The sequence below is a fragment of the Novosphingobium sp. genome (genome assembly GCF_025351285.1).
Lineage (GTDB): Bacteria > Pseudomonadota > Alphaproteobacteria > Sphingomonadales > Sphingomonadaceae > Novosphingobium.
Genome location: NZ_JANXWG010000075.1, coordinates 1 through 12,176, shown reverse-complemented (window position 1 = coordinate 12,176; position 12,176 = coordinate 1). Strand labels below are relative to the sequence as shown.

The window sequence follows — 12,176 nt, the reverse complement described above, 5'->3', positions numbered from 1 at the left end:
TTGCAGCTTGGCCGGTCCCGAGCTTGTAAAAGATGCCAAAACCGGCCGGCACGATTGAACAAATTGGTCAGATTGCATAACATGCGTGTCTTCGCTCTGTTTGCGCGATGCGTAGCGTCCACGACCCTGCTAGGCTGGCACCCCTCAGCTACAGTGACATCGGGAGCACGGGGCGATCAAACGGCTGACGACTGACTTCGTTGAACCTTGCCGGATAGGGCTGATCCGCGCCGTCCTCACATCAAGGGAATGGCGCGAGGGGCTTGTGCGATGACAGCTGGCCGCCCCCTTATTGAACAGATCGATCGCCTTCCCGCGAGCGGTCAGCATCGGCCTGACCTCAACATTGGGCTTCTATTATGGCCTGAATTTCCTTTGTTGTCGCTTTCGGGGTTGGTCGATGCCTTGCGGCACGCGGCCGATGTCGGCGACAACAGCCAGAAGTTGCGGTGTAACTGGTCAATCATGGCGCCTGACCCGCGCCTTTCGATCCTTTCGAGCGCGGGGGTCAACGTTCGCCCCGACGAAGAATATCGAGATCCCGGGCAATTCGATTATGTTGCCGTGATTGGTGGCCTTGTCCGTAGTCTCGCATCCGGTCCCGCCCAGGGCCGCGCCTATTTGCGGCGAGCGCGTGAAGCCAAAATTCCGCTGATCGGTATCTGTACGGGAAGCTTCATACTCGCTGAGGAAAGCCTGCTCGACGGACGACGCGCATGCCTTCATTCTTACCATCTAGCCGAATTCAAGGAGCGGTTTCCAAAAGTCCGTGCCTTTGCCGACCTCGATTATGTCGACGACGGCGACGTCCTGACTTGTGCCGGCGGCATTTCAATCATCACTCTGACCAGCGAACTGATCCGCCGCCATTGCGGCCCTGATCGCGCGACGAAGGTCATTCATCAGATGTCCGTTCCCAACAAGGCAGACGCGGCTCCCGTCGCGGTCTCGCAAGCACTAGGCTACACGCACGTGGCCGATCCACGTCTACGTCGTGCCGTTTTTCTGGTGGAACAGTCGTTGGTCCGACCTATATCGTTACAGTGGCTGGCGAACGAATTAAACGTAAGCCGCCGTCATCTCGCCCGCATGTTTGACGACGAATTCGGCTTGGCGCCGGCAGAGTTCATTCGAAAGGCACGGCTACGATACGGTCGATGGTTGCTGCAAAATTCGTCCGAAAGTGTGACCGAGATTGCGTTGCGGATCGGCTTTGCCGATTGTGCGCACTTCATTCGCATGTTTGGGCGCGAATATGGCGTAACCCCCGGGGCACTGCGGAAACTGAATTAGAGTCTCGAGCATACAAAAGTTCGGCCTAATCATTCAATCTTGCTGTCGAGTGCCGTGGAACATGGCGGTCCTGATTTCACGAGGACACCATGGCGATCGCAACTATAAGAAAACCATATCTCGTCTTTCTGGGCAACGCTGCGGATATTGCGGAATGCAAGACGGGTATAGGCGTGAAGGAGTGGGCCGAGGCCGATTGCGTGGGGCAGTGGCGAAACGCGACGCATATAACGCTGGGCCTGCCCGACATGGGTCCCGACGAAGCCTTTTCGGCGGGTGCGCGATCCCTGCTGATAGGCGTCTCTCCGGTCGGCGGGGCGATTGAACAAACGTGGATACCATTTCTTTTAACGGCACTGGAGGCAGGACTAGATCTGGTCAGCGGTCTGCATGTTCGGCTGGAGGATACAGCAGTGATTGCTGAAGCCGCAAAACAACACGGTCGGCGACTTCACAATGTGCGTCATGCCGATCGTTCATTTGAAATTGCAACTGGCCGGAAACGTTCGGGCAAACGTGTCATCATGGTTGGCACTGACTGCGCTCTCGGCAAGAAATACACTGCCCTCGCGATTGCCCGCCGCCTTCAGGAACGAAGCGTGGATGCGACCTTTCGGGCTACCGGACAAACAGGCATCATGATTGCCGGTGACGGTATTGCGATCGATGCGGTCGTCGCGGACTTTGTCGCCGGTGCAGCGGAAGCACTGTCGCCCGATGCGTCGCCGCATCACTGGGACGTCATTGAAGGTCAAGGTGCGCTTTGGCATCCCGCTTACGCTGGCGTAACCCTAGGGTTACTTCACGGAAGTCAACCTGACGCGCTCGTCTTATGTCACGATCCCCGGCGCTCCGTCACTAATTGGTATCCTGATTACCCGCTTCCTTCGGTTCCGGACGCGATTGCGGGCTATCTGCCTTTGGCACGCCGGACCAATCCTGCTGCCCGTTTTGTCGGCATCAGTCTCAACACGCACGGCATGAACGAGCGAGATGCAAGCGCCGCAGCTCACGCGCTTGCTCCGCTCGGCCTGCCCGTTTGCGATCCGTTACGCTTTGGTCTCGATGCGCTTCTGGATGAGTTGTTGACGATATGATCGCTGCAAGTGTGTCGCGCGTCGACTGGCCCCTTGCCGAACCCTTTACCGTCTCACGTGGAACCCAGACCTGCCAGCCGGCCCTTCAGATGACGCTGTCCAGGATGGGTGGCTTTAAGGGTCGTGGCGAGGCGTGTGGCGTCTATTATTCAGGCGATACCATTGAAGCAATGGAGGACGAACTCGCGCAGGCTCAGGTGCACATTCAGCATGGCGCGCGGCGCGAAGATTTGCCCGATCTACTGTCAAGCGGCGGCGCTCGTCATTTGGTGGACGCCGCGCTTTGGGATCTTGAGGCGAAATCTGGCAACACGGATGCATTTACGATGGCCGGCGTGTCGCCAGAGCCGGTGACAACCGCTTGTACGATCGGAATCCGCTCGCTCGCCCAATACGAAGCAACGGCGAGGCGCCTTTGTCATTACCCTGTTCTCAAGATCAAACTCGACGGATCAGAACCTTTTGCAGCACTAGCAGCAGTGCGACGCGGTGCGCCGACCGCCGAGATTATTGTCGATCCGAATCAAAGCTGGAGTATCGATAAGCTCAAGTCTTGGGCGCCCGCCCTGGCAGATTACGGCGTGATTTTGATCGAACAGCCCATACCTGTCGGCGCGGAGGACGGCTTGGACGGCTGGAGATGCCCGATCCCCCTTTGCGCTGACGAACTGGTCGATGACATTGATGACCTCGCCCTGGCGTCCGGTCGGTTTGCAGTGATCAACATCAAGCTGGACAAGTGCGGTGGCCTGACGTCTGGCCTAGCTCTGGCACGGGCGGCGAGGTTGAAAGGCTTCGGCTTGATGGTGGGCTGCATGGGCGGCTCTTCGCTTTCTATGGCGCCGGCGATGGTGCTGGCCCAGTTGTGCGACTTCGTCGATCTGGACGGACCATTGCTCCAACAAACGGACATTGCGGGTGGCTTTGAATATCGAAATGGGCACGTCTCCAACCCGCTGAATCAGGAGTTGTGGGGATGAACCGGACTAACCTCTTCAGCCGCAAGCCCTTGTCATCGCCACAGCCTGGACGCATCGCCTTGCGACGCCACCTCGGCCCTTGGCACCTCACCTTTATGGGCGTGGGTGGCACAATCGGTGCCGGCATTTTCGTGCTTTCGGGAACCGTGGCCGCGAACTACGCCGGGCCTGCGGTGGCCGTATCTTATGTGCTTGCCGCCCTTGCCTGCGGTTGCGCTGCCCTTTGCTACAGCGAATTTGCATCGATGTCGGACGAAGGCGGCAGCGCGTATCTGTACGTATATCGATCGCTAGGGCTTTTTCCGGCTTGGATGATTGGATGGTCACTGATACTCGAATATTTGTTCTCGGCGGCGACTGTCGCAGTTGGCTGGTCAGGTTATTTTTGCGGTGTTCTAAACGCGATTGGCCTGCCTCTGCCTGAGCAATTTTCAAGCGCTCCAATCGTGTTTGATCCGATACACGGGATCGGCATCAAGGGCGTCGGGATTAATCTTCCCGCAATTGCCATTGTTTCAATCGTGGGGCTGACGCTTTGGCGAGGGATCCGCGAATCGGCGTGGCTGAACGCGAGCCTTACGATGGTCAAGGTCTTGGTGATCTTGCTTGTCATTGGCCTTGCTGCGTCGCACGTGCGTCCAACTTTGTGGCACCCCTTCGTTCCACCAAACCAAGGGACCTTTGGCCATTTTGGCTTGAGTGGCGTGCTTCGTGGCGCGGGTGTTGTGTTCTTCGCATTTGTTGGCTTCGACATGATCTCCACGGCTGCGCAGGAGTCACGCGATCCTAAGCGCGATTTGCCAATCGGTTTGCTTGCCACACTGGCAATTTGTGCGGTTCTCTACGTAGCGATGGCGCTCGTTATGACGGGCCTGGTCCCTTTTCGGGAGCTCAATGTGGCCAATCCTATCATGCTGGCGCTGAACCGCGCCGGGGACGGATTGCAACAGCTTTCTCTTCTTGTGGGTTTGGCCGCGATTGCTGGCCTAGCGTCCGCTCTCGTCGTGTCGATGTATGGTCAGACCCGAATCTTCATGGCGATGGCCCATGACGGCCTTCTCCCCGCATCGCTCGGGCGCATCAGTGTGCAACGGCGCACGCCAGCCTATGGAACAATGATTGTTTCCGCGCTCGTCGGCTTGGCGGCCGCCTTCATGCCTGTTCAATTGCTCGGCGAACTGGCCTCGATTGGAACGCTCGCCGCGTTTGTCGCGGTGTGTGTCGGCGTGAGCGTCATGCGTCGTGTCGAACCTGACGCGCCGCGCGCGTTTCGTGTGCCGTGGGGGGATGCCTTCCCAATCCTCGGCACGATTAGCTGTCTTGGTCTTATGGCGACGCTCCCGGCCGATACATGGATCCGGTTTGTTGTTTGGACCACACTTGGTTTGGCCATCTTCTGGTTGCGCCGAAGATCAAAGACGTCGCGATCAATGGCCGTTTGAATCGTGAACATGGCAACGGTGGTCACGAAAGTTTGTTTAGAGATTTCAGAGCAGACTGACAGAGGTGTTCCTGCCGACTATATCGTTCCATTGGGTCGCGTTGATCCGCAACGGTTCGGAATCGCCGTGGCCACTGCGGACGGCGCACTCCATGTTGGCGGCGACGCTGACGTCTCATTTTCAATTCAAAGCATTTCCAAGGTCTTTTCCCTCACTCTTGCGCTCGGCCGCATCGGCGATCAGCTGTGGAACCGGGTGGGCCGTGAGCCATCAGGCGCGGCGTTCAATTCGATTGTCCAACTTGAAAATGACCGCGGCGTGCCTCGCAATCCGTTCGTGAACGCTGGTGCGATGGTGGTCTCAGATGTGATACTAGCTGGCCGTCGGCCACGTGAGGCAATTGGGGAAATACTTCAGTTCGTGCGAAGTTTGGCCGAGAGCGACGCAATCTACGTCGATCAGCGGGTGGCGCAGGCCGAGCTCGAGACGGCCTATCGCAACGCAGCGCTGGCCAATTACCTTCGAGCATTTGGCAACCTGACCAATCCCGTCGACCATTTGCTTGGTGTTTACGCGCATCATTGCGCCATCGCCATGACTTGTCGTCAGCTTGCTCTCGCAGGGCGCTTCCTGATGGCACAGGGCTGCGATCCAAGGACACAAAAGCGCGTCGTACCCGCAAAGCGCGCACGCCGAATCAACGCGCTTATGATGACATGTGGGCATTACAATCAATCGGGCGAGTTCGCCTATCGCGTGGGATTGCCCGGAAAGTCGGGTGTGGGGGGCGGCATTCTGGCCATTGCACCGTCGTGTGCATCAATTGCGGTATGGTCTCCAGGGCTCAACGAGCACGGGAATAGCGTCCTAGGAACACGCGCACTCGAAAGCTTGGTTCGCCAAACGGGCTGGTCAGTGTTTGACTAAAACCGCGCTGACTGTTCGTTGATCTACTCAGCTTGGCTCGGATAGCATCGCATCCCGCAATTATCGAGCACGCTTCGACGATATCCATCGCCATCGAGCCGGCCCGTCAACCCAATAAATGGTATTCGCAAAAAAAAAATGGTGCGGGCGGTGGGGATCGAACCCACACTCCTTACGGAAGTGGATTTTGAGTAGGTCGAGACTACCTTAAGTGTTTGATATTAAACGATAAAATCTCAAAAATTGGATTTTTGTGTAAGGTTTTGTGTAAGTATGTAAGACATGTGTAAGGCTTTCCCACAAATAATTGGACGTGGCTGACGCTCCTCTCGACCTTAATCAGACGCGACATTTTAGTCTACCTTTTGCCGCTTCGGCATTCCCCTCTTTGGCTTGCTTCTTGTCCCCTTGAACGACCTTTGAGGTTGAGACAGGCTGCTGCGTGCGTGCATCAGGAACCGCAATTCTAATGATACCAAGACGCAGTCGATTATAGGAACGGCTGGCGCAAAGGCCTCGGGGGAGACGGCGATCATCCCGCATTTTCGAGGATTAGTGCAAGGGAGGCCTGAAAAAACTGGACTGAAGCGCCTATCGTATTCGTAGTCGCAATGCCCTCCAAACTCCGGTGATCTTATTCCGGCGCGGTCGCACGCGTGATGATATCGATGGGCGTATCCGTAATCATACCCATAAATATCCATACCCTTTAGCTCATGGGCTACTCTGGAGATCATCGGGACGATGCTCACAGCTCGAATGCCGAAGCCATGCGGGTGACATCACGGGCGTTCAATCCGTGCGTCGCTGCACAATTGCGCCATTGCGAGACCGCGCTCTGAACCTCCGCGACGATCTCCTTCGCGACGGCCAGCTTCAATCCGCACTGCCGTGCCATCCCAAAGGCCACATCGAGCGAGGCAGTGTCGTCGGCCTCGTCGATAGCAAGGCTCAAGACCCGCGCTTTCACGTCAAGCGGCGTCGGGTTCATGTCGTAGGCCGGGGACAAGCGCCAGCCGCCCGCGCCGTCGAACAGGAAGCCGTGATTGCGGAGATGGTCGTCGGTGTTGGAAATCAGAATATTGAAGACGATGCGCCGCCATAATTGCGCGCAGTCCCGCTCGGGCTGGGAGCCAAACTGACGCAGCGCATCGACGATCTCCAGATAGCTATGATCTTCGTTGTCAGCGGCACCCAACATCGACATAGCGGAGAGAAACGGAACGCGGGCTTCGCCATCACGGTCGAACCGGCGCAGCAGCAATGCGGTGCGATCGACGACTTGCTCCAGCCGCCACGTCGGCACCTCGATACCTGCACGGTTCGCAAGGTCGAGTGACACCGCTTCCCATTGCATGACGGGATAAGGGTCGTCGGCCTGCGGGAACTTGGCGATGGAAAGCTGGCCCTGAAGATCCAGCACAGAGGCTTTGGCGCGCGCGCCGCCTAGCGATGAACCCGGCGCGAGAATGAGCCGCAGATCATTCTCGTCATCACCATCAGCGGCAACGCGCATAGCCGCATTCAGCAACTCGCCCAAACGAATAAGCGGCGGGACATTCACGCCCTCCCCGCTTGCCAGGAACGGACCATCAGGCGTTTCCTTGAAGCGCAAGGCGCCTTGGCGCGCTATGTCACCAACCCCCAAGAGGTAATCCACTTCGCCCAAGCTGCGAGGCGCGCGTGCCTCTGTCGCAGCGCGGCGACGCTCCGCGCGCTGGATCAGGTTACGGCCCCAGCGATCGGGCGCGGAATCGCCAAAAGCACCGAACAAAGCCCGGCCCTGCTGCGTATGCAGCGGGCCGCCGCCAAGCATCAAGGCAGGTTCGAGCGCGAAGCGCGCCGGACTGGCGAGCCATCCAGCGTCGTATTCGAAAGTTGCACTTTCCCGGTTGCGCGTGCGGCGCGCCCAAAGTCGCCCGACAAAATGTGCGACCCCTGCCAGATCGACAAAGACCAGAAGTTCGCGGTCGCTCACTGTTGCCTCAGGCCTGGACGCTTGCTGACCCGCACCCGCTGCGGCAGCCGTTCTTCGTCAAGCTGTAAGCCGAGGATATCAGTGCTTACGTCGGCAAGATCGGCAATCCGTTCGCTCAAACCGAGAATGAACAGCACTGTGGCATAGACGCCGAGCGATACACCGGGGTCGCCCTGCTCGACCTTTTGCAACGTACTGCGCGAAACGAACGCGCGCTCCGCCATCAGCGCCATCGTGATGCGGCGACGCTGGCGCGCGGCCTTGATGTCCGCGCCAAGCTTGGCAAGACTGCGCTTTACCGGCAACGGCATTGGTGGCGTGGTTCGCATCTCAACCTCCTTGACCGCTTCATTAGACGTTAATTGCTTTAATGTCCATTAAAACGGTCAAATAGAGTAAGGAGCGCGCAACTCGGTTCAGTGGGATAGGAGTTCAACGCACGGCAATGCGCGGACAGCCTATAGTTTAGGAAGGCGACGAACCACCGGCGTGGATTGCACGATCGCAGTGTCCGTCGAGGCAAGAAGCACAAAGCGGCCCACTACTGCCTCAAGTTCCTGAACATCACGCACCACCATTCTGACCACGAAACAGTCCTCGCCCGTGACATGGTCGGCTTCAACAACCTCGGGGGTGTCGATCAGCAATTGCTCCAGCCGCTTTATCTGCCCTGGCAAGGCGCGCATTCGCACATAGGCTGCGGTGTTGAGCCCGAAAGCCTTGGGATCGATGATCGCGGTGTAGCCCTGAATGGCCCCTGCATCTTTCAGCTTCTCGATCCGATCGGTCACGCTAGGGCTGGACAGGTCAATCACTTCGGCAAGTTCGCGGAGGGTCATCCTACCGTTTTCGAACAGTGCCGAGATAATGGCTCGATCGGTTTTGTCGATTTGCCGGATAACATAACGGCTTCGATTCATTGCTCAGGCCTAGCTGGTTGACACCGGCGAGGCCTTGAGATTGCGAAGGCGAATGCTCGTTTTTGCCTTAGATATCTAAAGCCAGGCTATGAATCGGGCAGACAGTGAACCCATCCGGCGACGACCACACAGTCCGCACGGATCAGGATTGAAGGTGAAAGACCGTTACGGCTTTCGATAGGCGCATCGAAACACCGGAAACGCCTTTGCGAGTCCATGGTCGAGCCAATCTCTGATCAGCTACCAATAGTTGCATAGTCGGGCAGCGTAATACTGCGCTAACTCAGAGCTTTGGGAGTATTTCAAAGTGATCGGGCAAGCACATCCGCGCTCAGATACCGCCACAAGGGGCGGTGCCGTATAATGGCCTACTCTGCGGCGGCCTTGCTTTCACTGGCGTCGCAATGCGCGCCAAGCGTCGCACCCGAAACGGTGCTGGCGATCATTCAAACCGAAAGCAGCGGCAAGCCCTTCGCACTCAACGTCAACGGCGGAAGACAACCCGCGCCCCAAGGAAACGCCGCCGATGCTGCCACAACTGCACGGCGCTATGTCGCAGCAGGCTATTCGGTCGATCTTGGCCTTGGCCAGATCAACTCGCGCAACATGCGCTGGCTCGGTCTGACATGGGAAACGGTGTTCGACCCCTGCACCAATGTTGCCGCCCTGGGCCGCGTTCTCACCAGCAAGTACAACGCCGTCAGTGCCGGACGCCATCCGCAAACCGCCCTGCGCGTCGCGCTCTCGATGTATAATACGGGTAGCCTGACGCGCGGCTTCCGCAATGGCTATGTCGCCAAAGTCGAGCGTAACGCCGGCGTGGCGCAGAACGCCGCGACGAGCGCACCGCTGTTCTTCGCGACCGCTGCATCGGCTTCGGTCGATCAACGCGCCGTGTTGATGGCGGAAAACACGACGCCGGAAGCGCCCTCGGTCCAGGCGCGCCCTGCACCGCCGCCGAGCTGGAACGTCTTCGAACGCGCCGCTTTCGACCGCGAAACCCGATCCCTTGCCCATAACGAAAGGCCCAGCACGTGAACGTTATCCTGAGAGCTGGACGCGGAATCGGAACGTGGCGCGCCGCATGCACAGCGAATTTCAATCGCCTGCCCACGACCCGGCAAAGCACGATCATCTGGAGCATTGCGCTGGTGGTGGCGATGGGCGTGACGCTCGCCAACCCTGATCCCGCCTATGCACAAAATCTGGAGAGCTTCGCCAGCAAGGTACGTGCCCTGCTATCGTCGACTCTGCTCCGCACTCTGGCCGTCATCGCCGTCATCGTCACTGGCTTGCTCTGGTTCACTGGACGGGCTTCGACGGCAGTGCTCGTCACCGTGATCATCGGCATTGCCATCGTGTTTTCGGCTGACGCCATCGTCGGCGCGATTGCGGGATAAAACTATGACCGACGACGCCGAAACCCTGACCAAGAACACGCTGTTCCTCGCGGTGACACGTCCGGCACTGTGGGCGGGCATTCCGATCGAGGCAGCCGTGTTGCTGCTGATTTCGAGCGCGTCGGTGCTGATCTGGAGCAACAGTCCGATCTATGCGGCACTGGTCGTCGTGTTCGGCTATTCGATCTCGCGGCTGATCGTCCGGCACGACGTCAATGCCTTCCGCCTGCTGTTCCTGTGGGGCCGGACCAAGGCGGGAAATCGCAATCGGGCGTTCTGGGGCGGCAGCAGCTATTCGCCGCTGCCGCTCTCGGGCCTGCGCCGCAAAGGCTTCGGGCGTCATGTCTAGGCTGCTCGCCCCCAGTAACGCGGTGCCGCTCAAGGTGGCACAACGCGAGGCGAGCCCGGAAAAATTCCTGCCCTATGCGCGCCACGTCAACGAAGAGATGGTCGCGCTCGATTCCGGCGACATCATGCTGACGTTCGAGCTGCAAGGCCGCGCCTTTGAGACCGCCGATATTCGCGATCTCAATGACTGGCACACCAAGCTCAACGGCATGCTCCGCAACCTCCATGACGAACGGCTGTCGATCTGGACACATCTGATCAGAATGCGGGTCGATCAATATCCCGGCGGTGCCTTCAAATCGGGATTCGCCGCCGATCTCGACCGCGCTTATTTCGGACGGATCAACCGCGAACGGATGTTCATCAACCGCTTCTTTGCGACGCTGGTGATCCGTCCAGCCGCCACGGGCGGCGACAAGATCATCCAGCTATTCAAGCGCAAGGTGTCGGGTGAAACCAGGCAAGGCCCGATGATCGACGAGTCGCTGATCGAGCTGCTCGACGACAAGGCCTGCGATTTCGAAAAACTGATGGCACGCTGCGAGCCACGGCGCTGCGTGATCTACGAACATCGCGGCCTGATGTTCTCCGAAACGATGGAAGTTGCCGACATGGTGATGACCGGACGCCACCGCCGCGTTCCCGTCGTTCGCGGTCATCTAGGCGGCGCGCTCTACCGTTCGCGCACGATCTTCGGGGCGGAAACTATCGAAGTCCGCGACGCCGATGCGTCGGCATTCGGCGGCATCTTCGGCATTCGCGAATATCCCGCTCAAACTACCCCGCGCCAGTTCGAGGCTCTGCTGTCCGTCGATTTCGGGTTCGTGCTGACGCAGTCCTTCACCTTCCTTGGGCGCGCGGCGGCAACGGAGAAGTTCCGGCTGAGGATGACGCAGATGGAAAACGCGGGCGACCGAGCTATCAGCCAAGCCGATGCGCTGATCGATGCAGGCGATGACCTGATGTCGAACCGCTTCGTGCTGGGCGATCATCACTTCACCCTCGCGGTCTATGCCCATTCGATGAAGGCGCTTCGAGACCATCTGTCGGTCGCGCGCGCCGCGCTTGCCGACACCGGCATGGTCGCGGCGCGCGAAGGCGCTGCGCTCGAAGCGGCCTACTGGTCGCAACTCGTCGGCAATTTCGCATGGCGCGCACGGCCCGCGCCAATCACTTCGCTCAATTTCGCGGCCTTCGCGCCGTTCCATACATTCCCGGCGGGCAGCGCGACCGGCAATCACTGGGGCGATGCGGTGGCCTTGCTCAAGACCAATGCCCGCAGCCCCTATTTCTTCAATTTCCACAAGGGTGACCTTGGCCATACGCTGATTATCGGCCCGTCGGGCGGCGGTAAGACCGTGCTGCTCAACTTCCTCATGGCGCAGGCCGAAAAGACCGGTGCGCGGCAGATCTTCATCGACAAGGATCGCGGCGCGCAAATTTTCGTCCAAGCCAGCGGCGGTACTTATCTGGCTTTGCACAACGGCATCGCCACGGGCTTTTCACCGCTCAAAGCCTTGACCGATCGCGCCGAAGACAAGACCTTCCTCTCGATCTTCATCCGCCAGCTCGTCCGCGCCGACGGCAAACCGATCTCGGTGCAGGAGGAACGTCTGATCGAGGACGGCATCAATGCCGTGATGAAACTCCCTGGACTTGTAACGGTTTCGTGCCGGTCACCTATCTCATTATGCCACCTTGGCCTCGAATGCGAGCGGGCTGATCCCGGCCAGATATGAGTGACGCCGCCGCGTGTTGTAGAACCCGTTGATGTACTGGAAGATCGCTGCC

The 12,176-nt window shown here is 58.8% G+C and carries 12 protein-coding genes and 1 pseudogene; 9 read left to right on the top strand and 4 right to left on the bottom strand.

From position 1 onward, the window contains the following. Nucleotides 1-270 precede the first annotated feature (270 nt). The 5 genes from Q0R16_RS08980 to Q0R16_RS08960 all read left to right on the top strand — a co-directional run bounded on the left by Q0R16_RS08980 (nucleotide 271) and on the right by Q0R16_RS08960 (nucleotide 5,739). Complete coding sequence (locus Q0R16_RS08980; RefSeq protein ID WP_295635262.1) at nucleotides 271-1,293, top strand: helix-turn-helix domain-containing protein; 1,023 nt, start codon at nucleotides 271-273, stop codon at nucleotides 1,291-1,293. Between the two features lie 89 nt (nucleotides 1,294-1,382). Beyond that, entirely contained in the window at nucleotides 1,383-2,390 is a 1,008-nt protein-coding gene (locus Q0R16_RS08975) for a DUF1611 domain-containing protein (protein WP_295635259.1), read from the top strand. Beyond that, a complete protein-coding gene (locus tag Q0R16_RS08970; RefSeq protein WP_295635256.1) occupies nucleotides 2,387-3,370 on the top strand; it encodes a dipeptide epimerase in 984 nt (327 codons plus the stop codon). The genes Q0R16_RS08975 and Q0R16_RS08970 overlap by 4 nt, the downstream gene beginning before the upstream one ends. Next, on the top strand, nucleotides 3,367-4,812 hold the full coding sequence (locus Q0R16_RS08965; RefSeq protein WP_295635253.1) for an amino acid permease: 1,446 nt from the start codon (nucleotides 3,367-3,369) through the stop codon (nucleotides 4,810-4,812). Before Q0R16_RS08970 ends, Q0R16_RS08965 begins: the two co-directional genes overlap by 4 nt. Nucleotides 4,813-4,821: 9 nt before the next feature. Continuing rightward, the gene (locus Q0R16_RS08960) at nucleotides 4,822-5,739 is read left to right on the top strand and encodes a glutaminase (protein WP_295635250.1); all 918 of its coding nucleotides are present in this window, start codon (nucleotides 4,822-4,824) and stop codon (nucleotides 5,737-5,739) included. Between the two features lie 748 nt (nucleotides 5,740-6,487). Here the strand turns inward: Q0R16_RS08960 and Q0R16_RS08955 are convergent. The 3 genes from Q0R16_RS08955 to Q0R16_RS08945 form a co-directional block, all read right to left on the bottom strand. Next, complete coding sequence (locus Q0R16_RS08955) at nucleotides 6,488-7,717, bottom strand: type II toxin-antitoxin system HipA family toxin (RefSeq protein ID WP_295635246.1); 1,230 nt, start codon at nucleotides 7,715-7,717, stop codon at nucleotides 6,488-6,490. Beyond that, nucleotides 7,714-8,022 (bottom strand): helix-turn-helix transcriptional regulator, encoded by a 309-nt coding sequence (locus Q0R16_RS08950; protein WP_295635242.1) that lies wholly within the window; start codon nucleotides 8,020-8,022, stop codon nucleotides 7,714-7,716. Before Q0R16_RS08950 ends, Q0R16_RS08955 begins: the two co-directional genes overlap by 4 nt. A 153-nt stretch (nucleotides 8,023-8,175) precedes the next feature. Beyond that, nucleotides 8,176-8,637 (bottom strand): Lrp/AsnC family transcriptional regulator, encoded by a 462-nt coding sequence (locus Q0R16_RS08945; protein WP_295635239.1) that lies wholly within the window; start codon nucleotides 8,635-8,637, stop codon nucleotides 8,176-8,178. A 363-nt stretch (nucleotides 8,638-9,000) separates the two neighbouring features. On the opposite strand from Q0R16_RS08945, the gene Q0R16_RS08940 reads away from it, so the two are divergent. The 4 genes and pseudogenes from Q0R16_RS08940 to Q0R16_RS19570 form a co-directional block, all read left to right on the top strand. After that, on the top strand, nucleotides 9,001-9,675 hold the full coding sequence (locus Q0R16_RS08940) for a lytic transglycosylase domain-containing protein (protein ID WP_295635235.1): 675 nt from the start codon (nucleotides 9,001-9,003) through the stop codon (nucleotides 9,673-9,675). Then, nucleotides 9,672-10,037 (top strand): TrbC/VirB2 family protein, encoded by a 366-nt coding sequence (locus Q0R16_RS08935; RefSeq protein ID WP_295635232.1) that lies wholly within the window; start codon nucleotides 9,672-9,674, stop codon nucleotides 10,035-10,037. The genes Q0R16_RS08940 and Q0R16_RS08935 overlap by 4 nt, the downstream gene beginning before the upstream one ends. A 4-nt stretch (nucleotides 10,038-10,041) precedes the next feature. Next, the gene (locus Q0R16_RS08930) at nucleotides 10,042-10,386 is read left to right on the top strand and encodes a type IV secretion system protein VirB3 (RefSeq protein ID WP_295635229.1); all 345 of its coding nucleotides are present in this window, start codon (nucleotides 10,042-10,044) and stop codon (nucleotides 10,384-10,386) included. Then, a pseudogene (locus Q0R16_RS19570) lies at nucleotides 10,379-11,533 on the top strand (transporter); the annotation flags it as partial. The gene Q0R16_RS08930 and the pseudogene Q0R16_RS19570, both read left to right, overlap by 8 nt. Before the next feature lie 540 nt (nucleotides 11,534-12,073). Here Q0R16_RS19570 and Q0R16_RS19565 read toward each other — a convergent pair. Further along, nucleotides 12,074-12,176, bottom strand: a 103-nt coding sequence (locus Q0R16_RS19565) for an IS3 family transposase (RefSeq protein WP_366857042.1), incomplete at its 5' end; no start/stop codon positions are given.

Excerpts from the sequence above, each read along its gene's own strand:
- Q0R16_RS08980 (WP_295635262.1), top strand. The coding sequence starts at position 271 with ATGACAGCTGGCCGCCCCCTTATTGAACAGATCGATCGCCTTCCCGCG.
- Q0R16_RS08975 (WP_295635259.1), top strand. The coding sequence starts at position 1,383 with ATGGCGATCGCAACTATAAGAAAACCATATCTCGTCTTTCTGGGCAAC.
- Q0R16_RS08970 (WP_295635256.1), top strand. The coding sequence starts at position 2,387 with ATGATCGCTGCAAGTGTGTCGCGCGTCGACTGGCCCCTTGCCGAACCC.
- Q0R16_RS08965 (WP_295635253.1), top strand. The coding sequence starts at position 3,367 with ATGAACCGGACTAACCTCTTCAGCCGCAAGCCCTTGTCATCGCCACAG.
- Q0R16_RS08960 (WP_295635250.1), top strand. The coding sequence starts at position 4,822 with ATGGCAACGGTGGTCACGAAAGTTTGTTTAGAGATTTCAGAGCAGACT.
- Q0R16_RS08945 (WP_295635239.1), bottom strand. The coding sequence starts at position 8,637 with ATGAATCGAAGCCGTTATGTTATCCGGCAAATCGACAAAACCGATCGA.
- Q0R16_RS08940 (WP_295635235.1), top strand. The coding sequence starts at position 9,001 with ATGGCCTACTCTGCGGCGGCCTTGCTTTCACTGGCGTCGCAATGCGCG.
- Q0R16_RS08930 (WP_295635229.1), top strand. The coding sequence starts at position 10,042 with ATGACCGACGACGCCGAAACCCTGACCAAGAACACGCTGTTCCTCGCG.